The sequence below is a fragment of the Methylocella sp. genome, assembly GCA_037200525.1.
GTDB lineage: Bacteria > Pseudomonadota > Alphaproteobacteria > Rhizobiales > Beijerinckiaceae > Methylocapsa.
This window is the reverse complement of the sequence record JBBCGG010000001.1, coordinates 3640786-3663601: the sequence shown is the minus strand read 5'-3', so window position 1 is coordinate 3663601 and position 22816 is coordinate 3640786. Positions and strand designations below refer to the sequence as shown.

Here is a 22816-nt window from a genome sequence, read left to right as displayed (position 1 = left end):
GCAAGAAATTCTTGCTGCCGCATTATGAGCTCAACATCTGAAAGATAACCAAAATTAAACCTTCACTCGGCGTAACTGGATGGCCTTCGATGATTAAAGAGACTTTCTCGGCTTCTTTCCCATCCCATCAGGCCGGCATGGATCTTTTTGAGGATGGCTGGTACTCGCGAATGCCTGAGGGATCAGGGCTAGTTGGTGGCCAAGCGGATAATTTTTCGGATGTTCGCGTCGCATGGGCTGCCAAAGTCCTAGGCGGATTAGCAGGCAAGACTATTTTGGAGCTTGGCCCCTTTGAGGCATACAGCACCAGTCAATTCGAGGCTATGGGTGCGGCGAGCGTTTTGTCTATAGAAGGGTCCGCCTCGAATTTCCTAAAATGCCTGCTTGTTAAAAATATTATTGGCCTCAATGCAACTTTTCTATACGGGGACTTTACAAAATTTGTAGAGATCACAAAGAACCGTTTTGATATTTGCTGGGCATCTGGCGTTCTGTACCATTTGACAAGTCCAATAGAGTTTTTGGAAGGAATCTCGAATGTGTCAGACGTTATTTTTATCTGGACGCAATACTATGACAAAGAAGTTATAGCATCCCACCCCACCGCCCATTTGTACCAAGAACAGAAGAAAAAAATAGTCGATTACGGCGGCAAAAAGTTAACTTTGCACGGTCGAGATTATCCTGAAAGGGCAGCTACGGCACCCTTTTCCGGCGGCGGAGACGTGATGTCGTATTGGATGGAGCTTGATGACATCACCCACGTGCTTCGGCACCGTGGTTTCAATCGAATCGAAATGGGCGTGAATCACCCGCACTTCCCGGCAGGCCCAGCCTGCTTTTTTCTTGCCTTCCGGTAACGATACGAGAGACGGCTTTTTGTTCAGCAAGGGAACGCAATTTGATTGAAGCATTCATACCCGTCACTCGGGAAAACTTCAATGCGAAGGCCTATCTTCTCGCAAACAAAGATGTCGCCGCCGCGGGCGTCGATCCTCATGAGCATTTTGAAACCCACGGATACAAAGAGAATCGCCTGCAAATCAATCCGGAGCTCATTGGCATCGGAGAATACCGTGCGCGCAAGTTCAACCGATTTAAAGACGCTCTGCTCCTTCCGTATGGGCTAAACCTCGTAGGTTTTCCAGCATTGATTGGTTCTGAGCATTTTGATCTCATCAGCTACCAGTCCGAGTCAGCCAACGGAGAATTAGGCTTTTTCCGATCGGAGATTGTAGACAACCCGACGAAAAATTATCTCGAAATTGGGTGCGGTTTTCGTGAGTTGCATCACGAAAACTGTCTCTATCTTGAGGTCTACCCTTCGATCAGCGCCGACATCATCGCGGGGACTGACTGCACCTATCCGATCAAATCAGGATCTATGGATGGAATAGGCTGCTTCGCGGTCCTCGAGCATACGAGAAAGCCCTGGAAGGTCGTTGACGAAATCCACCGCATTCTCAAAAAGGACGGAAAGGTTTTTATCGACTGGCCCTTCCTTCAACCTGTTCACGGCTATCCGTCGCACTATTTCAACGCAACACGTGAGGGACTTTCGTCGATATTTTCCGACGCGGGATTTCGGATCGACGAAGCTAAAACCTATCATTTTCAAGGACCGGACTATACGATCGCGTGGATCTTGGGAAAATTCATTCGCGACCTGCCCTCAGACAAGCAGGCTCGTTTTATGGAGATGAGCTTGGCTGAGCTTCTTGGGAAAGGTCCGTCGGGTGATTTCTGGCGTTCCATACTGGATGGTCTCCCAGATAAAACGATCTCAGAATTCGCAGCCGGCAACTGCCTGATTGCGACGAAAGGCTAATCTCTTATTCCAGCTTGGCCGCCTGCTTAGGTGTCGTCGGCATCGAGCGGGCCAGTTGTGGCAAATGCCGAGAAAATGGACGAGGCCAAATTATGGCGAACGCCTTATTCATAGCGCCATCTAAGCGCATCAAGTGTCTGGAACGAGGATAGCCAGGATAGCCATGGACGCAAGGGTCACAGACGAGCCACCACTCAGGATGCCGCCCACGGCATTGGCAATCAATCTCGCGGTTATCAGAGCGATTTTGTTGCGCGACGTCCAACTACTGACCGGAAAATATGGCTTCGGGGTAATGCTCCTGCTGTTGATGCCTCTTTGTCATTTACTGGTGGTGCTCACCATTTTTCATGTCTTGAATCGCGTTACTCCGCAATCCGGAGACCAGATTTTGTATTATGGTCTTTCTATCCTGCCATTTGTCATTTTCGTTTATATGGCAAGACAAATTATTCTTTCCGTTACAATTAACAGAGCTCTTTTATATTTCTCTCGCGTTAAAATTTTTGATATTTTAATAGCAAGATCGGTATTAGAATTTGTTAACGCGACTGTCGTCTGCATTTTAATTCTAGCCCTGCTGATTCTTTTTTCCAGTGAGTTCAGACCCTACGATTGGACCGGTATGTTATTCGCCATAGCGGCTACAATATATCTCGCATTTTGTGTCGGCGTGGCGCATGCCTTGATCACCCACCTTATTCCGATGTGGCCAATTGTTTTCAATCTTTCAGCTCCGATTTTGTGGGGAGCGTCTGGCATCGTTTTCGTCCCATCTGCAATTCCAGCTCCTTACAACCAATGGCTAGCACTCAACCCGCTGCTTCAATGTATCGAATGGCTGCGATCTTCATATTACGAAGGTTATCCGAGCGAGCTTATTAACGTTCCATATCTATTGACTCTTTCAACAGCCACCCTTGCGATCAGCTTGATCGCGGAAAGATTCGGCAGACGAATGTTTCGCATCTAGTGGCCGCTCGGCGCGAATGCGATCGCAGAGCCAGCCCGCGCTTTTGACTTGTATGTGCAGTTCTGCAAGAGTCGTATTAAGGTGGAAATAACAACCTGGCCTCAATGATTTGAAAGAATAGCGCAGAATTCAAACCTTCCAGCAGGTGTATTATAAATTCTGTCTGCCCTCAGCTTACTCAGTCCTAGCCTGTAAAGTTGGTTCACGACATCCTCAAAAACGGCCGGCGTAAAATGCCAAGCATGAACATCTAGATAAGCATCTCCGCTCTTGGCAAGCTGGTCTATCCAAAGAAGAACTGTGTCAACATCCTGCGTTTGGATCGCGGGGGTCCCGTGGTCGCCCTGCCAATGCCGAACTGGATCGTTGTGAGTTGTAAGGTGGCGGTGCTCCAATACGCTTCTTGGAGAGTGGAGGATTTTTTGCTCGATTTGGGCGCTGAGAACATCGGCAATAGTTGTTTCGGGAAGGAAGTGATCGAAACAAAACCGTTTGTCAGGAACGATCAAAAAATAACTGCCGCCCTTCCGCAAGAGTCTTTCAACTTGGTTGAAGTGGCGAATTAGATTAGGCTGATGCTCAACGCAATGCGAGCTGAAGATTTGGTCGAACTCTTCGTCTATTACGGCCATGTCTCCTGTAGGAGAAACGTAGTCGATGGCTGGCGGATCAGTATGTCCTTGGTGATGCAAAATCGCCCTCCGAATCAGGGCGTCGCGCTCCGCAACGTCGAAGTATTTCACATTGGGGCCGCGTAGCACAGGACTGCAGAAGGGACCAATTTCTAACGTATGAGCGGTCTTAGAAACGAGAGACAAAAACTTTTCGCGGAACACGCATGGAGATCCGGGGCGCCCTTCATGAATGCCATGAATATAAAAATGAGCCCTCAAATCATGGTCGCTGAAGCCTTCCAAATCGCTATTGGCGCTGCGATAGAATTTTAGGTCGAGAGAAAATGGATAGTCGACAGTGGCCTTAACTGAAACGTCCGTCGTTTCCGCATGAAACTGCTGCATAACCCCCCCCGGAAGCTAAGGCGTCGTTAGCGTTACCATGCATGCTTCCACTAAAAAGTAAAGTTGCGAAGGGCTACATATGTCGCCTGAATTTGATACGATACGGCCAACGCAGCCTTAATAGTGTTTTGGACAGCCGGCCTCTGATACTTCAACCATTTTGAACGAAATGTAGTTCGTTTATAGAGGGACGGCAGGGGGAATCATGGTTAAATGGAACAATCCTGTTAAATACGTAAATGATAGCGAAGTTATGGCGCTGTGCGCGAGTGGGCGTGACGGCAACAATCTCGGTCTGAAGAGACACGCGATCGATCCGCAGTTGCAGAACTAGCTGCCAAGAATGACAAAATCGCCCGGTTGAAGGCCGATATAAATTTGGTCGCCAAATATGTGTTTAGATGGGATATTCGGCTGGCCTGCCCCCATGGGGTGATCCAGTTTGAATGTTAGTGCATTGTCGGCCCTGGCGCTATTGCTGGCGTGGCGGGCGAAGCTGGTCCGGATTGCGAAGCCGGCCATTGCAGGGTCTCCGGGGCTGGCGGCTTGTAGCCCAGCGATGAGTGCGGGCGCACGGTGTTGTAGTGGCGTCGCCATCGCTCAATGACGACCTTCGCCTCCTTGAGAGTGTAGAAGATTTCACCATTCAAAAGCTCGTCGCGCAGCTTCGAGTTGAAGCTCTCGCAATAGCCGTTCTCCCAGGGACTGCCCGGCATGATGTAGGCGGTCTTCGCGCCGACGGCGGCAATCCAGTCACGCAACGCCTTGGCGATGAACTCCGGGCCGTTGTCGGAACGAATGTGGATCGGAACCCCTCGCAAGATGAAGAGGTCCGAGAGAACGTCGATGACGTCCGCTGCCTTCAGCTTCCGGTTAATCCTGATCGCGATGCATTCGCGGGTAAATTCGTCGATGATATTCAGCATGCGATATTTCCTGCCATCATGAGTGCGGTCCTCGACGAAGTCATAGGACCAGACGTGGTTGGGGCATTGCGGGCGCAGCCGGACGCACGAGCCGTCATTGAGCCAGAGACGCCCGCGCTTGGGTTGTCTGGCCGGAACTTTCAGCCCCTCGCGTCGCCAGATCCGCTCGACCCGTTTGACGTTGACCTTCCAGCCTCGCTCCCACAACATCGCCGTGATGCGGCGGTAGCCATAGCGGCCGTACTGGATGGCGAGCGCCGTGATGTCGGCGATCAATGCCGCTTCGTCATCGGGCTTGGTCGGAACCTTGCGCTGCGTGGAGCGATGCTGACCGAGAACCCGGCAAGCGAACCGCTCGGAAACGCCATGTTCGGCGATCACATGCTCCACGCAGGCGCGACGACGCGCGGAGCTCAGAAGTTTCCCGAGGCAGCCTCTTTCAGGATCAGCTTCTCAAGCGTCAAATCGGACACCGCTCGACGGAGCCGCGTATTCTCCGCCTCCAGCTCCTTCAGCCGCTTCACCTGATCGCCCTTCAGGCCGCCGTATTCCGACCGCCATCGATAGTATGTAACTTCCGTCACCCCTATCGAGCGGATCGCCTCCGCGACCGGTCGCCCTTGCGCGCTAAGCACTTCGACTTGCCGTAGCTTCGCGACGATCTCTTCCGCCTTGTGTCTTTTCCTCGGCATTGCGCAGTCCTCCATCAGGCTCATAAGCCCATACTTCACGGAGGATCACTTTTCAGGGGGCAGACCACGGCCGGCTTGGGCGCCCTGCGGCAAAGGCAAGGGCGCTGCACTTCAGGCTGATGGTAAACGTGGTCTGCGTTGGAGCAACCACAAACATCAGATGGAGAAGCGCATTATGAAACATTATGCTGGTCTCGATGTGTCCGTCAAAGAGACATCTATATGTATCATGGATGAGACGGGAAAGCTCTGCCGCGAAGTGAAAGTCGCGAGCCATCCAGACGATCTTATCGAGGCGCTCAAGGACCCGGCGTGGCCGCTCGAGCGCGTCGGACTTGAAGCTGGTCCGCTGTCGCAATGGCTGTTCAGCGGGCTGGCGGAGGCGGGTCTACCGGTGGTCTGCATCGAGACGCGGCATACGAAGGCCTTCCTGAAGGCTCAAGTGAACAAGAGCGATCGCAATGATGCGCGCGGCATCGCGCAGATGATGCGCGTCAACCTTTTCCGGCCCGTGCATGTGAAGACGCTTACAAGCCAGAAGCGGCGCGCTTTATTGACCGCCCGCAAGCTGCTGCAGGAGAAAGCCATCGCCGTCGAGAACGATATCCGTGGCCTGCTGCGCAACTTTGGGCTCAAGGTTGGCGTCGTCGGTTTGATCGAATTCGAGGAACGGATTGTCGAACTTGTCGAAGGCATGCCAGACCTTGCGGAGATCATGGCGTCTTTGCTTGACGCTCGTCGCACGCTCCGCGAGCAGGTCGCGAAACTGCACCGAAAGCTGTTGTCGATCGTCCGCGAAGATGACGTGTGCCGGCGATTGATGACGATCCCGGGCGTCGGCCCGATCGTCTCCTTGGCTTTCACCGCGACCATCGACATACCAGCCCGCTTCAAGAGTTCTAAGGCTGTCGGGCCGGCTTTGGGATTGACGCCGATCCTCAATCAATCGGGTGAAAGCAATCGCGTTGGTCGGATTTCGCAGTGCGGCGACGGGTGAAAGCCAAGCTCCGCGACGATCGCTGCGCCGCCATTGAGACCAATGAGACGTGGGCGATGGACTTCCTTCACGACCAGTTGGCGACCGGCCGCAAAATCCGCGTGCTGACGATCGTCGATACCTTCTCACGCTTCTCGCCCGCGGTTGATCCGCGCTTTAGCTATCGCGGCGAGGATGTCGTTTTGACCTTGGAGCGCATCTGCAAGGTCGTCGGCTACCCCAAGAGCATAAGGGTGGATCAGGGATCGGAGTTCATTTCCCGCGACCTTGATCTTTGGGCTTCCCAGAAGGGCGTCGTCCTCGACTTCTCGCGGCCCGGCAAGCCGACCGACAACGCGTTCATCGAGTCGTTCAATGGCAAGTTTCGGGCGATCGGCGAACGCACACTGGTTCATGAGCCTTGACGACGCCCGTTCGAAAATGGAGGAATGGCGTAAGGACTACAACGAAGTCCGGCCCCACAGCGCGATCGGAAACAAGCCCCCGATATCGCTGGTCAATGGCTCATCGGCATCGCCGCCGACATGAGCCAAAACCCGCGAAAATTCCAGCAGCGGCTGGCCTAAAATCCGGGAGCAGTTCAATCCGACCCCGGAGCGAACTCAACGCTGGATAAAACTTGGGGGCAATGTCAGACACATCGACCGTTCCTCCGAAAGCGCCGGACCCAGGCGATCGCAGTCGAAACCTACACGCCGAACCGCTCCGCCGCAACCCGAGCAAACTGTTTCCGGATGCCTGAATGACACAGGTGCGAAGATCCGCGCTGTAGGCCTATGTCGTTCCATGTTTCCCAATCTTGAGAGGCAAACGAATCATACTATCGTCGGAAAAGGAATCCTCTCAATGAATCGGCGGAGGGTGAAAACGCTCTATCCGTCGCCTTTTCTCAGAGGGGTCCAATGCTGCGAATCTCTCCGCGATCAACGATCGTCTCCGCAATCCGACTCGCGTCGCCGGACGTAATGTCGCTCTATGTACGCTACAATCGTCGCGGCACAAAAGTTAAGTAAATCAGCACGGACGGACGTGAGCTACATAAACGGATCGTCGTTAAATTGTGGTAGCGGCTTGCGGCCCTCGGCGGCACCGTGGATGTAAAAATGGATCAGCGGATTGATGCCGCTTTCTTTTACATCCGGATATTGCTGCAGATACCAGCACGTATCAAAGCGCGGACTAGGATTTCTCCCTTCCACCGCACCGTGCCTTAGATAGTGGTCGTAGGGATCCATTTCGCTCTCTTTTACATCTGGATATTGCTGCAGATACCATTGGCGATCAAACAGAGGATTGATTTTTTTGCCGAGAGCAAGTCGACGAAAGCGGGACAGTAGCCGCATAATTTCCCGCCAGGGCGCAGTTAGCCGCCAAGATGTACTGTTCCGTAGAGCTTCAACTTCATTTTCGAAGCGTTGAGCGTTTTGTTCCAGATGGGTCGACTTCGCTTCCAAGTCAAAAGCTTTGGCTAGGGCGTCTTCCGCCTGCCGACGAGCCTGATACGTGTTGGCTTGCTCTTCGAATAGAGCTGTTTTAGCGTGCGCGAGGGCGCGATTTAGCTCGTTATATTCGCGTTGTGCGACGCGTCGTTCGCTTTCGCTCTGAGCCGCGCGCGTGAATGCTTTGGCCAGGTTGGATTCTGTCGCCGCAAGTAGCGCCTTGAGGCTTTCCGTCTGCAATCGATCGCGTGTTGAGGTCGCGTCCGCGATTGCCGCTCGAATGGTCAGTGCGGAAATGTGCTCGTGCTCAATCGCAAGGCGATTTTGAAGCGCGGCCAGCGTATCGTTAAGCTCCGCCGTCCGCTGCCGTTCCCTTGAGAGGAGAGCCTGCGCGTCGGCTATTCGATCTTTGGCCGCCTGACCGGATCTTTCCGCTTCTTCCAGCGCTTTTTCCAGCGATGCTTCTCGGGCCTGATTTTCGGCGCGTCGAGCCCGCATTTCGTTCAATGTGGCCTCAAGATCGCCGGAGGCCTGCAATACCTCTCCCAACAGCGAGTTCGTCTCATCAATCTGACGGGTAATGTCGGCTTCGCGTTCGCGTTCTCGGGAGAGTTCTTGCTCGGCGGCCGTGGCGCGACTCGCGGTTCTGCCGAGTTCCGTTTCAGCTTCGCTCAATGCGCCCGCCAAACGAATGCGCTCTGTTTCTAGTTCGTTTAGACGGGCGGTGGAATACTCAGAGATGTTAGCGAGAGCCAAGGATTTCGAACGCTCGGAGTTCAGCGCAATCAAAAGATGTTCAACCTGCTTCTTCGCCTCAGGACGAGACGATGCGGCTTTTTTTGAGCGGCTTGCCTTGGTGGCCGTCCCCATATCTGATTCGCTGCCAAGGTCATGTTGTGGTGAAAGCGGGAGCCCTATGCTTGGGCTTTCGGTTTCGTTCAGCGCTGAATGAGAATGCCCCGACCCTTTTCTCTCTTCGGAAATACGGGACTCACGATGCGACGCGGTCTCGCGCTGCTTCGTTTTGTCATTTCGCGGGTTTCCAACTTCCCCGGAAACGAGAGTTTGTTCGTGGTTTGCGGCCTTGATATTCAAACCTTTGGCCTCCGAACGGCCGGAGTCGGCTTTTTTCCGAGGTGGCTTCATCGAGGATCCCATTGGACTTCAATTGATCAGCACATGTTCACAGAGCTAGTCAAGACGCAGAAAGACTCCCGCGCCAGAGCGCCTGCGCGTTAAATCTGAGTAGCGGCCGCGGCTAGCGTGACCTGAATAGACTGGAGTCTGCGTTGCGCCCGTTCTCGATTGGCCGCAAGATTTATCAAGCGCTCTTCTAGCACAGGTTTGTCCAATCCGTTGCGGGAAGGTTTCCGTTGATTCAATAGCGCCGCGAGACCGTCGCACTTGCGGGATAATTCGTCGCGCTGCGAGCGAAGGGAGGCTGCTTCGCCTCCGACATGCGCGACTTTCGCCTCGATCTCGGCGAAAGCGGGCCCCATGAAGGCGCATGCCAATTCGAAAGTCGCGCTGACTTCATCGAGGACGCCGAGAGCCAGGCGCGACCGGGGCTGATCGCGCAGAGCCAGCATGGCGTCATAAGCTTTGATCGTCCATGCGAACATGGCAGGAAGCCCGTCCGTCGGTGCGGTCTGATGTCTAAGATCGCGAGATATAAAATTATCGATGGCGACCGCTATTGTTTCGTCGAAGGCTGGCCATTCAATTTCGAGCAGGCGACCTATCTTTGTCATCGCTCCGCGCCAATCCTCAAAAAGATCGTCCATAGCCACGATCGCGCGCGGCAAATGGCGAGTCTCGCGTTCGGCGTCAAGGACATGCCGCAGCCAGATCAGCAAGCCTTTTTCCAAACTGAACCCATCCCGCTTCGCGAGAGACCGAGCCACTTCAAGAGGCGAGCGGATTGGGATGACGACGAGCGGCGCGATTTGCATTTCTTCAAGAACCGTCGTCCAGAAAGGCAAAATCCGGCAAATCCGCGGGTCCTTGAATACGAACAAATCTGCCTTCCCGAATTCTTCCTCAAGCAGCGGTTTGGCGCGGGCCTTGAAGTGGTCGGCAGACGCAGACGAATGCCATTCTCGGTCGAAAGCGCGCCAGTCGTCCCACTTGCCGCCCGCCGAGGCGAGCAACTCGTCGTGCAGTGCCGCAAGTCGCAACGACTCCCAATAACCACGTTCGTTGTCACTGGTCGCGGGCATCAGGGTCAGTGGCGCTGCGATGCCAAGCTGCGCCATCACCCCCGCGACCGCGGACGTTCCGCTGCGATGCATTCCAAGAACGAGGATGGCTTTTCTCATTGCATTTTTTCTGGCTGCCGAATTAGCGATTCGCCGTCGTTCTTTTAAGCGCAGCGCCTCATCAAAAGAACCCTAGTTCTAAGGCAATCCGCAGCGCTCAAGAAAGCAACGCAAAACGAGACTGTATCGCTTTCGCCACCTCCTTCAACTCCTCAAGGACCAAATCGACAATATTAGCCCGTTCGGTTTGGCTCAAGTCAACAGAAACCGCCGCCAAAACGCGCAGAAACACCGCCGTCTCCAAGGCGTCGTCGGGAAATTCGCAGCGTTGCATTGCGAGCCGCTGCGTTAGCTCGTCAATTGATCCAATAAGTTCTTGATTCTGCGTGAATCCTAGCCGTCCGTTCATGAGTGCTCTTGATCTAATTTCATATTCAAAAATGGTCTGCGCGAGGCTCAGCCAAACGACGCGCATTTCACATTGAAACGTCTCAAAAATCGAGCGCTTGATGGACAGCGCCTCCCGCACGGCGTGGGTGGCGCGCTCGCCATCCTGGGTTACGCCGCGAGGCTCCTGCCTGTGCTTGTTCAGGGCCTGCGGGCAGAATCGGATCTTTCCCTGGCGCAGACATTCGACATAAGTCCACCAGTCGCCGCAATGGCGAAAGTTTTGGACTGATTCGATAACGGCTTGAAGCGCCGAGCGTTTGAACAGGACTGCGCTCACATTGGGAATTGTATTCTTGATCGCAAGCGCTTTGGCGATTTCGCGCGCGCCGTCCTCGACATATCCGGACAGCCATTTCGTCTCGTCGAGCGTGTCGGTATAGAAGCGATAAGTCGGCGAGAGGATTTCGCCCTCTGTGCCGGTCACCTGCGAATCGCTATAGGCAATGGCGATCTCGCGATCAGTGAAGCTCGCGACCATTCGCTCCAGAAATTCAGGGTGGCAGGAATCGTCGCTTTCGGCGATCCAGACAAGATCGCACTTTGCCTGCAACAGTCCTTTCGCCCATTGTTTGAACGGCGAGCCGCTGTTGGCCTCGTTCGGCACGATCGCGAAGGATACGCTGGACTTCGCTTGCCAGGCTTTGGCGACCGTCAGGCTATCGTCGCTTGATCCATCATCCAGAAAAATAATCTCGTCCGGCGTCAAGCGCTGCGCAAAAATCGAGCCGAGCCGCTCATCGAGATAATGCGCGTGGTTGTAATTCGGAACGATCACGGAAACGGTCGGCCGCGGCGCCGCGCGATAGCCTATCCGACGCTGCAGAATTTCGCCCCAATCGGCGACGTCGATTTCGCTCTTGGACGTGGCGTCATGATAGGGCAGGCCGATCGCCGCGCATAGCTCGACGATGCGACCCGTGGTAGGGGGGATCTCGATCACCAATGCATTTGGGTCGCGGAATTTTAGGCTGCGAAAAAGACGGTCGAGCACGACGCCGGCGTGGCGGAGAACCATATTTGGATGCGCGAAATCAAGGCAGGCGACGCCTTCTAGCATCCAAGCGCTTTCGCTATCGGTCAGCACATAAATGTCGAGATCGGGCAGGGTTTGGAGCGCCGCCAAAAGCTGCGCAGCGGGACAATAATCCGCTTTTTGCGCCGCCGCGATGTCGACGATCAGGAGGCGAAAGGATGCTGCGGGTTTGGCCGGCAAATCGTCCGGCCTCCGCCAGGGGAAATCTTCAAAATAGGCCGCTGGCGAGGCGGGCGGAGGCAGAATCGCATGGGTGCTGCGCCATTCATCGCGCCCGCGCTCTGCGTAGTCGGCGAGGGCGTTTTCTTGCGTGACGCCAGCTCGATGAGCGCTGGCGACGTAAAATGCGGCATCAAAAAACGGATGCGGATTGCGGCCTTCCGCAGCCCCGATGGCGAGATAATGGGGCAGGGGTTCAAAACCCTGATCTCGAACATCGGCGTTCTTCATCCGATACCAGCCGGCATCAAACAGCGGACCCGGCGAGCGGCCACCGCACGCGCCGGACGCGACAAAGTGCAGAAACGGGTCGAAGCCGGCGCGTCGCACATCGGGATTGTTGTCGAGATACCAAGAGCGATCAAACAGCGGCGTTGGCGCAACGCCGCTTGCCGGACTATGCGCCAAGAAATGGCCGAGCGGGGTCAAACGGCCGAAGTGGCCGGCAAATTTGCGATAAAAGGGCGCCGAAAAATAGGGCGAGGGCTCAAAGCCTTCGTCTGCGCCGTATTTTATGTAGTCGATGAGCGGATTGGGGTCGCGTTGCAACGCTCCACGTACGCGCTGATACCAGTCCGGGTCGAAAAGGAGGTGGGGCCGGTTACCTCGCGCCGCGCCTTCGAGCAAATAGTGGCTGATAGGATTCCAGCCCTGCGCATCGCAGTCTGGATATTCGGCTCTGTACCAATTCGGGTCAAAAATCCGACTGCGGGCGATAGTCCACCATCTTGCCGGCTGGAGAAGCGCTTTCACATTTCGAAATTTCAGCAACATAGCCTCGACGGAAAAGTCCGAGCGAGGCAATGAACCACTTTATTCGCCGCTGAGCGAGGGAATCCGCGGCTTTTTCGCGCTCAGCCACCAAAGACGCGGCTTTGCAGGCTTGCGTGGCCGCGTTATAGAGGGGCAGCTTTAGCGGAGCATTATATTTGGTCCAAAAACTGGCGTCATCTCGTCCCATTTTGGGTTGAAGCTGGGCGGGCTCCGGTTTTCAGCGGCAACGTTTTGTTGTGACCTATTGGATACACAATTCTGATAAGGCTAGGCCAAGCTGGCGAGAGGGATGGTTCTGGGCCGGCTGGAATGATAATGGTCGCTCGGACACAGGGTTGGTTGTGAATGCCGAATGTTTCTCTGATCGTTGCGCGCATTCTGCTGTCCGTTGCGGGTTTACTCGCCGTCGCAGGTTGCTCGAGCCTGTCAGGGTCTGGCCCAAGCAGGGACGATATCGCCGATCAATCGGCTTCGCCCGGCATCCAGCGCTATGAAACCGTCGACATCGATTCGTCTGTAGTAGAGATATTACGCCATCGCGGCCCGGATAGTTTCCTCTCTCATTTCGGAGACTATCGGCCCTCGGTTGAACCGCGCATCGGCATCGGCGATACAGTTTCAGTGACGATCTGGGAAGCTGGCGCGGGCGGCCTGTTTTCCGCGCCGATCGCCACTGACCGCTTCAGCACAGGCTCGAAGAGCGCGACCATCCCGGATCAGATCGTTGGCCGCGATGGGTCCATCAGCGTTCCCTATGCCGGCCGCGTCAGCGTCGCCGGCCGCACCACGCGTGACGTTCAGACGATCGTCGAACATGCGCTGGCTGGCAAAGCCATCGAGCCGCAGGTTCTGATTAACGTCCCCAAGTCGGTCAGCAACAGCGTCACGGTAACGGGCGAAGTCGCCAACGGAGCCCGCGTGCCTTTGAGCGTCAAAGGCGACCGGGTGATGGACGTTATCGCGACAGCCGGCGGAATTCGCGCGCCGGTCAACGAAACATATGTCCAGCTTTCAAGAGGGGACGAGACGGTTCGGGTCGCCATGACCCGCGTTTCCTCAGATTCGAAAGAAAATATCTATTTGCGTCCGAACGACGTTTTGACGTTGATTCGGGACCCGCAAACTTTCATCGCCTACGGCGCGACGGGCAAGAACGCCGAAATCCCGTTTGACGCCGAAGGCATTAGCCTGTCGCAGGCTTTGGCCAAGGCTGGCGGCCTGCTTGATGAGCGGGCGGACCCCGCCGGCGTGTTTATTTTCCGCTTCGAGCCAGAGAGCGTCGTTCGCGCGCTTCGGCCAGATAGCTCTCTCATCGTGCATAATCAGGTGACGCCGGTCGTTTATAAACTTAACCTGCGAGATGCGGCCAGCCTATTCATTGCGCAGAGTTTCCGCGTTCAAAACAGAGACCTGCTCTATGTTTCGAACGCACCGATCATGGATACGCAGAAGATCATGCAGGTCGTCGGCCTGCTCTCAGGACCGGCGGTAACCGGCTTAGTCGGATATTCGTATATCAAATAAGAAAGCGAGCCCAAAGAAGCTGACTTTCCGTACGTGGCGCCGCCGAGAAAATTATATCAAAGCGACGCACAATCGATTATTCGGTCACGCCCTGAAGTGATCAAGCAAGCGCCGGCCATATCTGGTTTTGCCGAGTTTCCTGGCGAGTTCCTCGAAATCCGAACGCCCGATCCATTCGCTCAAGAAAGCGATCTCCTCCGGCGCCGAGATCAACTGACCTTGCCGCTGCTGCAACACGCGAACGAATTCAGCGGCCTCCATCAGCGAATCATGCGTGCCGGCGTCGAACCAGGCAAAACCCCGTCCCATCCTCTCAAGCTTCAGCCGCTTCTGCTGAATATAGAGATTGTTGAGATCGGTGATCTCCAATTCTCCGCGCGCCGAGGGTTTTAGCGTGCGAGCGAGATCAACGACGTCTGCGCCGTAGAAATAAATGCCGATGGCAGCCCAATGGGATTTCGGCTTTTGCGGCTTCTCTTCGATTGAAATGACGTCGTCGCTTTCATCGAATTCGATCACGCCATAGCGTTCCGGCTCGTCGACCCAATAGCCGAAGATGGTGGCGAGCGCGGTCTCTGCGCTGGCGCGTTGCAGCGTCTCCGGCAGACCGTGACCATAAAGGAGATTATCGCCGAGGATCAGGCACGAGGGTTGTCCCGCAATGAAATCCGCGCCGATGATGAAGGCTTGCGCCAATCCATCCGGGGAGGGCTGAACCGCATAGTCGAGGGCGATGCCCCATTGCCGTCCGTCGCCGAGGAGATGCTTGAACGCCGCTTGGTCCTGCGGCGTCGTGATGATCAGAATTTCTCGAATTCCGGCAAGCATCAAGGTCGACAGCGGGTAGTAGATCATCGGCTTGTCGTAGACAGGCAAAAGCTGCTTTGACGTGACGAGAGTCAACGGATGCAGACGGGTTCCAGAGCCTCCCGCCAAAATGATCCCTTTTCGCATCGTCGATCGCCTCTCTGTGCAGCTTTTTCGATTTCCATCGAACCAATTTTTTTCGCGTCGCGCCTAGCCCTGGCTGATGAGCAGCCTGGTAATCGCATCCGCCTCTTGCGTCCAATCGTTCGCGCGGAACCCAAAGACGCGCTCGAAACGGTTGCAATCGAATTCCGAATTAGCCGGACGCCGGGCGGCGGTTGGATAGTCCTTAGTGTCGATGGCGGTGACCTTTGGTCGGCGTCCGGTCAATTCAGCTTGCGCCGCGATGATGCGGCTCGCAAAACCATGCCAGGTCGTCGCGCCATTTCCCGCGAAATGATATACGCCGTAGACATCGGAGTCTGCGATGAGCCGCGGCGCGATCCGAAGAATCGCATCCGCAATATCGCGCGTGGAGGTTGGGCAGCCGCGCTGATCGGCGACGACGCGCAGTTCGTCGCGGTCTTTCGCGAGCCGCAGCATTGTTTTTAGAAAATTATTGCCGAACTCGCCATAGACCCAGGATGTTCGCAAAATGATGTGATGGGCGAAGGCGCGGCGCACCGCCTCCTCGCCAGCCGCTTTGGTGCGGCCATAGACGCCAAGCGGCGCGACGGGATCGTTTTCCACATAGGCGCCTGATTTCGAGCCATCGAAAACATAGTCGGTCGATATATGGATAAGCGGCGTCTGCGTCGCGGCGCAGGCCGAGGCAATAATGCCGGGCCCGACTTCGTTGCCAAGGCGCGCGGCCTCGATCTCGGTTTCGGCGAGGTCCACTTTGGTATAGGCGGCGGCGTTGACAACCAGACTCGGCCGCTTATCCTTCAGCGCGCGAAAAACCGCCTCGGCATCGGATATGTCGAGATCCGCGCGCGCGAGTGCGACGTAAGGAATAGCCCTCTTCGTCGCCGCCCGCGCGAGTTCTTGTCCGAGCTGGCCGCCGGCGCCGAGAACGAGGATCACGCGACCACCCCAAGACGCTCGCCGCGATAGACCCCGGACCTGATGCGCTCCCACCATGTGCGGTTGGAAAGATACCATTCGACCGTCTGGCGCAAACCCGTTTCGAATGTTTCTCGCGGCTTCCATCCAAGTTCGGCGGCGATTTTGCTGGGATCGATCGCATAGCGCAAATCATGGCCGGGACGATCGCTGACGAAGGTCAGAAGTCCGGCGCGCGGTCCGATCGCGTCATCGGGGGCCAGCTCATCGACGAGCGCGCAGATCGCTTTGACCACTTCAAGATTGGTCTTTTCATTGTGGCCGCCAATGCAATAGCTCTGCCCGATGGCGCCTTGCGTGGCGACGGTGAGGAGGGCGCGGGCATGATCTTCGACGAATAGCCAATCGCGAATATTCGCCCCGGCTCCATAGACCGGCAGCGGACGCCCCTCGACCGCATTGATGATCGTCAAGGGAATTAGTTTTTCGGGAAAATGATAGGGGCCATAATTGTTGGAGCAGTTGCTGATGACGGTCGGCAGCCCATAAGTGTGATGCCAGGCGTTGACGAGATGGTCCGAGCCGGCCTTGGATGCTGAATAGGGCGAGTTCGGGCTGTACGGCGTCGTTTCGTCAAAAAAACCATCATCGCTGAGCGAGCCGAAAACCTCGTCGGTCGAGATGTGATGAAAGCGAAACGCTGTCTGCTGGGACGCCGGCAGGGCGCGCCAGAAACCGAGCGCCGCCTGAAGCAGCGTAAAAGTCCCTACGACATTGGTCTGAACGAATTCGCCGGGACCATCGATCGAGCGATCGACATGGCTCTCGGCGGCCAGATGCATCACGACATCGGGCCTGAAGGCCGCGAAAATCTCCTGCATTTTTGCGGCGTCGACGATATCCGCGCGGATGAAGGAATAGCGCGGGTCGGCGGCGATCGGTTCCAGCGAATCGAGATTGCCGGCATAGGTCAGCTTATCAATGATAAGAACCGAATGCGGCGTCCGCCAAATGATCTCCCGCGCCACCGCCGAGCCAATGAAGCCCGCCCCGCCGGTGACGAGAATGCGCTTGGGTTCGCTCATGCAACGCTATCCTTGAACTGGAAGGGCGTGACGAAATCCTTGAAGAGGCCGAGTTTGGCGTCCTTGTCGGAGAGAACAGCCGAGGCCGGCTCGATCGGCCAGTCGATCTGCAATGTCGGGTCGTTCCAGATGATGCCGCTATCGCACTTCGGCGCGTAGAAATCGTCGACCTTATAGGATACTTCAGTGTCGGGCTCCAGCGTGCAAAACCCATGCGCGAAGCCGCGCGGAATCAGCAGCTGCTCCCCCTCGGCGGCGGTCAAGATCTCGCCTGTCCAACGCCCAAATGTGGGCGAACCCTTCCGCAGATCGATTGCGACGTCAAAAATGCTTCCGCGCAGCACTCTGACGAGCTTCGTTTGAGCGGCGGGAGGCAATTGGAAATGCAAGCCCCGGATGGTTCCTTTTTTGACCGAAAACGACTGGTTATCCTGGATGAACCGCGTTTCGATTCCGGCCTCCGCAAATGCGCGCTGGTTGAATGTTTCAACGAAATAACCGCGCGCGTCAGCAAAACGCCGAGGCTTTAACAGCAAAACCCCGGGCAGAGCAGTCGTTTTGATATCCATGCCACGCTGTCTCCGCGTTTAGGGGCGCAAGGTTTAGGGGCGCAGGCCGCCTTGGTTGTTCTGTCGCCGGCGTCACGCTACAAAGTCGCAAGCCTTTTTTCAACATAGCATCCTCGCCGGGAGCGGAAGCTGCCCTCGCATGCGGGAGGGAATTGAAACATGAGCGACAGCGGTGCGCGGCGCGGTCCGCCGCCAATTATTCCCGACTATGCGATCGTCCCCGGTTCGATCGGCCCGCGTCGCGATTTCAAGATTACGGTCGGCCTGCGCGAAGGCTGGGACGCGGAGGGCCGCGTCTATGACGTATCCGAGGCCGTGCGCACGGCGCGCGGTTGGATGAGCCGCCGCGTCGGGGCGGGAAGACCCGCGCTATCCGGCATGTTCACCAGAGGCGAGGTGACCTATGCGTGGCCCCGGTCCGACGGATCCGCGGGCTCAGACCGCGAGCCGGTGGCGATTTTTACGGGCGAGGCGGTGCATGCTTATCTTGGGCATCTGCCGGATACTGAGATCGAGGCGATGCTGAACGAACTCGCGATGGAGCTCGGCGCGGCGCTTGGCCAGGAGCGTCTTTATGTATCGTTTCGCGACCGCACCTGGATTCTCGACGCCGGCGGAGACAAGACCAGCGTCGGCGTCATCGAAATCTGATCGGCGGATATCAAAGTTGCGGCCGCCGCGTTAGGACGCCTATTCGCGCCCGTCTTGCGCGAGATCAAAGGCGCTGAAGCCTTCTTCGTTTGCGGGACGTTGCAGCACCTCCGGATGGCGGAGCGTGCGAATGGTGTCATTATATCCAGCGCGCCAATGCTCCTCCATCGACAACCGGGAGAACTCATAGTCCTTGCAAGAGTTCTCATAGCTGCTGGCGTGATAGATGAGATGGACGATATTGTAGACTTTTTCATCCGCCTCCGCCGCAAGCAATTGCCACTCTGGATCATTGCGCCGTTCGCCGGGAAGCAGCTTCAACAGGCGACTCGCCGCGCGGCGGAGCTGCTGGGATTTTCTGAACTGGTCGGTGCCTTGCCGGGTTCGGCTCGAGAACCGAATCTCCTTAGTGCGTAAATCGACTTCGGCGAGATCGCGAGGCATTTCTCCGCGCGCGCTCCAGAGGTCGACCTGGAAGGCGAGAGTGTCTTTGCGAGGGTGGCTGTCAAGCACCCATTGCAGCGGCGTGTTGGAGACGATGCCGCCATCCCAATAATATTCTCCCTCGATCTCGGTCGGCGGAAAGCCGGGCGGCAAGGAGCCGCTGGCGATGATATGCTCCGCTCGGATCTCATGGGTCGTGGTGTCGAAATAGGCGAAGTTTCCCGTGCGAACATTAGTGGCTCCAACGCTCAACCGCGTGGCGCCCGCGTTGATTCTGTCGAAATCCACCACGCGCTCGAGCGTGGTTCGCAGCGGGCCGACGTCATAATAACTCAAGGCTTCATCCGTTCCCGGCGCGCTGAGGAACGGCGGCGGCAGGCGAGGCTTGAAGAACCCCGGGGCGCCGCTGAGCAGAATTCCCATCGCGCGAAACTGATTGAAGAGGCTGTGCGCGTAATCGCCCTTGATTGCGGCGGGCTTCAGACCGGGAATTCCAAAAGGAGGAGCTGTGATCGCCTCCCAGAATTCGCGCAGTCGCGCTACGCGATGCTCCGGCGGATTACCCGCGATTATAGCCGAGTTGAATGCGCCGATTGATATTCCGGCGACCCAATCGGGATGAATATTCGCTTCAAACAGCGCTGAGTAGACGCCGCCCTGATAGGCGCCGAGCGCGCCCCCGCCTTGCAGCAGAAGGGCGATGCGTTCGAATGGCGGGCGTTCTTTCGCCAAGTGGGACTTCAGCTTCGGCGGCGGCGAAATGGTCATGGATTGATCCTTATCGAAGCGGTCGCATCTGCAGCAGGATACCCGCGCGGCGAGCGCGGCGCTTAGTCCATTCTAGCTCTTCGCGCTCCCAAGGGATATCGGCGAGCGGGAAACAGGCCGGAGCAGGCGATGATCGATTAACGGTCAAACGGCTCGTTCGTTGGGGCGTCTGAACTCCCGTTAAACTTCGTGGAATTGTGGCCAATCTATCACAGCCTAGTGAACCCCTTTCATGGTATCTGTCAATCAATGTAAATTTCATAAACGGGCCCGTGATTCTGTGCTTCAAACGCATGTCCAGAGTCTCCGACAAAAGGGTTCGCGGAAGCCCGCTAAAGCCGGCTGGCGCTTGGCGGTAGGCGGCGGTTTCTTGAGCCGCGCTTTTGCTGACGCGAGTAGGCCCGGCGCGGTTCGCCAGATTGACGCGGCGGTGCGCCGGGCGATCGCTGGCGTGCTGGTTTCGTCCTTGGCGGGATGCGCAGTTGGCCCCGACTTCGTTCCGCCTGCCGCTCCGATCGCCGCCAAATACCTCGAAGCGCACAATCGCGCCGTCGACTCGGAGCGGCAGGAATACCGCGACTGGTGGAAGGTGTTCCGCGACCCGACGCTCGATCGCCTTATCGAGATCGCATACGATCAAAATCTCACCTTGCTCAGCGCCGGAACGAGGGTTCTTGAAGCAAGGGCCCAACTCGGCGTCGCCATCGGCGAATTCTATCCGCAGCAGCAGCAAGGCGTGGGCACGACAACTTACAACCGGCCGAGCCATGCCGACGCCGCGGCGGATCCGCAGAGCTCGCTAAGTAATTTTTGGCAGTCCTCGCTCGCCGCTCACGCAACCTGGGAGCTGGATTTCTGGGGCAAATTCCGTCGCGGGGTCGAATCAGCGGACGCCGCTTATCTATCGACAATCGCGACCTACGACGATGTTCTCGTAACTCTCCTTGGCGATGTCGCCTCGACCTATATCGGCATCCGCAGTCTCGAAAAACAGATCGCCATCGCCAGAGCCAATGTGAAACGCCAGAAAGAGGCCCTGACTATAGCCAACGACCGGTTTCATGGCGGCACGGCCACGAAGCTCGACGTCTATCAGGCGCAGAACGTGCTGGGGCAGACGCAGGCGACGATTCCACAGCTGACGATTCAATTGCAGCAGGGGCAGAACGCCTTGCGCGTTCTGCTCGGCATGACCCCGGAACCCCTTGATTCGCTGCTCGGGCGCTCGACCGGCAAAATACCTACCGCTCCGAACAAGGTCTTTGTCGGCATTCCGGCGGATCTACTGCGCCGCCGGCCGGACGTGCGCGCGGCCGAATTGAAAGCCGCAGCGCAAAGCGCCCAGATCGGCGTCGCGGATGCCGATCTCTATCCGGCGATCAGCCTGACCGGCCGAATCGGCGGCTCGGCGAGCAGCCTTAACGGCACGCCCCTCAGCAAGATTTTCACGCCGGCGGGGCTCGCCTATTCCTTCGGCCCCTCGTTCCAGTGGAACATCCTCAACTATGGCCAGATCACCAACAATGTGCGCTTGCAGGACGCAACATTGCAGCAGGATCTGGTCGACTATCAGAATTCCGTCCTAAAGGCGCAGCAGGACGTCGAGAACGGCATCTCCACCTATTTGCAGTCGAAGATCGAGGTGGAGGCGCTTCGCCGGAGCGTCGCCGCCGCCAATGGCGCGCTCGGGATATCGATCCTCGAATACCAGCAGGGCACGAGGGATTTCACTTCCGTGCTGACCTCGGAACAGAATCTTCTCACGGCCGAGGATGACCTCGTGGTCGCCGAGGCCAATATTCCGCTCGGGCTGACCGCTGTCTACAAGGCGCTCGGCGGCGGTTGGCAAATTCGCGAGGGCAATGATTTCGTGCCGCCGGCTACAAATGCGGAAATGCGGGCGCGGACAGATTGGGGCAACGTCTTGCCGCCGGCGGGCGCGCCGCCGCCGCCAGCGCCAGCCGTGGCTGCGCCCCAACCCGGGCTGCCGGGGCCGGAGAATGAAGGCCCAACCGTTCGGGCGCCGGAATTTTAGAGTCTTTTGGCAAAAGGGCGTTCCGCCATGAAACCGAGGTCGATTGGAACACAGCGGGGGGGTAGGACCGGAGTTTCTCCGGCGGACCTGTCGCCGCCAAAATGGGCGCTAGCATTGGCGATGGCTCTGGCTGGCTGCGGCAGTTGCATCGGCTTCAGTCATCCGGCAGCGGCGGCGGATCAGGCGATGATCATGGCGGCGGCTCCGCCGACGGTTCCAGTGGTGACGCCCAAGGTTCAGTCCGTGACCGATTATGTCGAAGTTACCGGCACGGCTGCTTCCGCCAACGCGGTCAACCTGATTGCGCGCGTCGAGGGCTATCTCGACAAAATTCACTTCGCGGACGGCGCGGTGGTGAAGAAGAACGATCTTCTTTTCACGATTCAGCAGGATCAGTACAAGGCGCAACTGCAACAAGCGCAGGCGCAACTTGATGCCCAGGAAGCGGCGCTGTCCTATGCGAAGACCGAGGTTGTCCGCTATACGGCGCTGTTTCATAAGAATGCGGCGACCGCGACCGAGGTCGATAAGTGGGTTTACCAGAGGGCGGCGGCGGAGGCGGGCATTCTCGGCGCCCAGGCGCAGATCGATATAGCGAACTTAAATCTCGGCTATACGGAAGTCAGGGCGCCCTTCGACGGCCTGATGGGCAAGCATCTCATCGACCCCGGCAATGTCGTAGGCGGGGCGGGTCAGCCGACGGCGCTCGCCGAAATCAATCAGCTCGATCCGATTTATGTGACGGCGACGTTGAGCGAGCAGCAGGTTCTCGAAATCCGCGCCAATCTCAATCAGCGTAGGCTCAATCCGGCCGAACTCCTGAAGATCCCGGTCGACGTAGGCCTTGAGAACGGGACCGGCTTTCCCTACCGCGGCGTCATCGAGTTTGTGTCGCCGCAGTTTGACCCCTCGACCGGCACCTTGCAGGTTCGCGGCATTCTGAAAAATCCCGATCGCAATCTGCTGCCGGGCTTGTTCGTGCGGATGCGCCTGCCGAAGGGGCATGTGGCGCAGGGAGCCTTGCTGGTCCCGGCCCGCGCCGTCGGCGAAGATCAGGGCGGTCTTTATCTGATGATCGTCAACAAGGACGACGTCGTTGAACAACGCTACGTTAAGACGGCGGAGCAGGTCGGCAATTTGCGCGTCGTCACTTCCGGTCTCGAGCCTGACGACCACGTTGTCGTTGGCGACCTTTGGCGCGTTTCTCCGGGCCTTAAGGTCGTCCCCAAACTGACGAGCATCGACGCAGTGGGGCCCTAG

At 56.9% G+C, this 22816-nt stretch carries 17 protein-coding genes and 2 pseudogenes; 9 read left to right on the top strand and 10 right to left on the bottom strand.

Annotation, left to right across the window (positions count from 1 at the left end):
• Positions 1 to 89 precede the first annotated feature (89 nt).
• The 3 genes from WDN46_18085 to WDN46_18075 all read left to right on the top strand — a co-directional run bounded on the left by WDN46_18085 (position 90) and on the right by WDN46_18075 (position 2801).
• Positions 90 to 860, top strand: a complete 771-nt coding sequence (locus WDN46_18085) for a class I SAM-dependent methyltransferase (protein MEJ0095236.1) — start codon at positions 90 to 92, stop codon at positions 858 to 860.
• 41 nt (positions 861 to 901) lie between these two features.
• Positions 902 to 1828, top strand: a complete 927-nt coding sequence (locus WDN46_18080) for a methyltransferase domain-containing protein (protein MEJ0095235.1) — start codon at positions 902 to 904, stop codon at positions 1826 to 1828.
• 163 nt (positions 1829 to 1991) lie between these two features.
• Entirely contained in the window at positions 1992 to 2801 is an 810-nt protein-coding gene (locus WDN46_18075) for a hypothetical protein (GenBank protein ID MEJ0095234.1), read from the top strand.
• Positions 2802 to 2902: 101 nt separating this feature from the next.
• Here WDN46_18075 and WDN46_18070 read toward each other — a convergent pair whose 3' ends face one another.
• Both WDN46_18070 and WDN46_18065 read right to left on the bottom strand, forming a co-directional pair.
• Entirely contained in the window at positions 2903 to 3820 is a 918-nt protein-coding gene (locus WDN46_18070; protein MEJ0095233.1) for a methyltransferase domain-containing protein, read from the bottom strand.
• Between the two features lie 449 nt (positions 3821 to 4269).
• Positions 4270 to 5438, bottom strand: a protein-coding gene (locus tag WDN46_18065) for an IS3 family transposase (protein ID MEJ0095232.1) whose coding sequence is annotated in 2 segments (ribosomal slippage) — positions 4270 to 5174 and positions 5174 to 5438 — 1170 coding nt in all. Because the reading frame shifts where the segments join, the coding sequence is not laid out codon by codon here.
• A 175-nt stretch (positions 5439 to 5613) separates the two neighbouring features.
• Between WDN46_18065 and WDN46_18060 the strand changes: the two are divergent.
• Both WDN46_18060 and WDN46_18055 read left to right on the top strand, forming a co-directional pair.
• Positions 5614 to 6429: pseudogene (locus WDN46_18060) on the top strand (IS110 family transposase).
• Positions 6423 to 6963: pseudogene (locus WDN46_18055) on the top strand (integrase core domain-containing protein). Before WDN46_18060 ends, WDN46_18055 begins: the two co-directional pseudogenes overlap by 7 nt.
• Positions 6964 to 7469: 506 nt before the next feature.
• On the opposite strand, the gene WDN46_18050 reads toward WDN46_18055, so the two are convergent.
• The 3 genes from WDN46_18050 to WDN46_18040 form a co-directional block, all read right to left on the bottom strand.
• Positions 7470 to 9020 carry a hypothetical protein gene (locus tag WDN46_18050; GenBank protein ID MEJ0095231.1) on the bottom strand — a complete coding sequence of 517 codons (1551 nt, stop codon included), beginning with the start codon at positions 9018 to 9020 and terminating at the stop codon, positions 7470 to 7472.
• 89 nt (positions 9021 to 9109) lie between these two features.
• Positions 9110 to 10192 (bottom strand): hypothetical protein, encoded by a 1083-nt coding sequence (locus tag WDN46_18045; protein ID MEJ0095230.1) that lies wholly within the window; start codon positions 10190 to 10192, stop codon positions 9110 to 9112.
• A 97-nt stretch (positions 10193 to 10289) separates the two neighbouring features.
• Positions 10290 to 12587 (bottom strand): glycosyltransferase, encoded by a 2298-nt coding sequence (locus WDN46_18040; GenBank protein MEJ0095229.1) that lies wholly within the window; start codon positions 12585 to 12587, stop codon positions 10290 to 10292.
• A 366-nt stretch (positions 12588 to 12953) separates the two neighbouring features.
• Here WDN46_18040 and WDN46_18035 point away from each other — a divergent pair, with 366 nt between their 5' ends.
• Positions 12954 to 14132 (top strand): polysaccharide biosynthesis/export family protein, encoded by a 1179-nt coding sequence (locus WDN46_18035; protein MEJ0095228.1) that lies wholly within the window; start codon positions 12954 to 12956, stop codon positions 14130 to 14132.
• 84 nt (positions 14133 to 14216) lie between these two features.
• Here WDN46_18035 and rfbA read toward each other — a convergent pair whose 3' ends face one another.
• The 4 genes from rfbA to rfbC form a co-directional block, all read right to left on the bottom strand.
• Positions 14217 to 15086: a glucose-1-phosphate thymidylyltransferase RfbA gene (gene rfbA, locus WDN46_18030; protein ID MEJ0095227.1), complete on the bottom strand. Its 870-nt coding sequence runs from the start codon at positions 15084 to 15086 to the stop codon at positions 14217 to 14219.
• A gap of 63 nt (positions 15087 to 15149) precedes the next feature.
• The gene (gene rfbD / locus WDN46_18025; GenBank protein MEJ0095226.1) at positions 15150 to 16025 is read right to left on the bottom strand and encodes a dTDP-4-dehydrorhamnose reductase; all 876 of its coding nucleotides are present in this window, start codon (positions 16023 to 16025) and stop codon (positions 15150 to 15152) included.
• The gene (rfbB, locus tag WDN46_18020) at positions 16022 to 17089 is read right to left on the bottom strand and encodes a dTDP-glucose 4,6-dehydratase (protein MEJ0095225.1); all 1068 of its coding nucleotides are present in this window, start codon (positions 17087 to 17089) and stop codon (positions 16022 to 16024) included. Before rfbB ends, rfbD begins: the two co-directional genes overlap by 4 nt.
• Positions 17086 to 17658 carry a dTDP-4-dehydrorhamnose 3,5-epimerase gene (gene rfbC, locus WDN46_18015; protein ID MEJ0095224.1) on the bottom strand — a complete coding sequence of 191 codons (573 nt, stop codon included), beginning with the start codon at positions 17656 to 17658 and terminating at the stop codon, positions 17086 to 17088. The genes rfbB and rfbC overlap by 4 nt, the downstream gene beginning before the upstream one ends.
• A 159-nt stretch (positions 17659 to 17817) precedes the next feature.
• Between rfbC and WDN46_18010 the strand changes: the two genes are divergently transcribed.
• On the top strand, positions 17818 to 18309 hold the full coding sequence (locus tag WDN46_18010; GenBank protein MEJ0095223.1) for a hypothetical protein: 492 nt from the start codon (positions 17818 to 17820) through the stop codon (positions 18307 to 18309).
• Between the two features lie 39 nt (positions 18310 to 18348).
• On the opposite strand, the gene WDN46_18005 is transcribed toward WDN46_18010, so the two are convergent.
• Positions 18349 to 19521 carry a patatin-like phospholipase family protein gene (locus WDN46_18005; GenBank protein MEJ0095222.1) on the bottom strand — a complete coding sequence of 391 codons (1173 nt, stop codon included), beginning with the start codon at positions 19519 to 19521 and terminating at the stop codon, positions 18349 to 18351.
• A gap of 370 nt (positions 19522 to 19891) precedes the next feature.
• On the opposite strand from WDN46_18005, the gene WDN46_18000 reads away from it, so the two are divergent.
• Both WDN46_18000 and WDN46_17995 read left to right on the top strand, forming a co-directional pair.
• Positions 19892 to 21556: an efflux transporter outer membrane subunit gene (locus WDN46_18000; protein MEJ0095221.1), complete on the top strand. Its 1665-nt coding sequence runs from the start codon at positions 19892 to 19894 to the stop codon at positions 21554 to 21556.
• 120 nt (positions 21557 to 21676) lie between these two features.
• Positions 21677 to 22816 carry an efflux RND transporter periplasmic adaptor subunit gene (locus WDN46_17995; GenBank protein MEJ0095220.1) on the top strand — a complete coding sequence of 380 codons (1140 nt, stop codon included), beginning with the start codon at positions 21677 to 21679 and terminating at the stop codon, positions 22814 to 22816.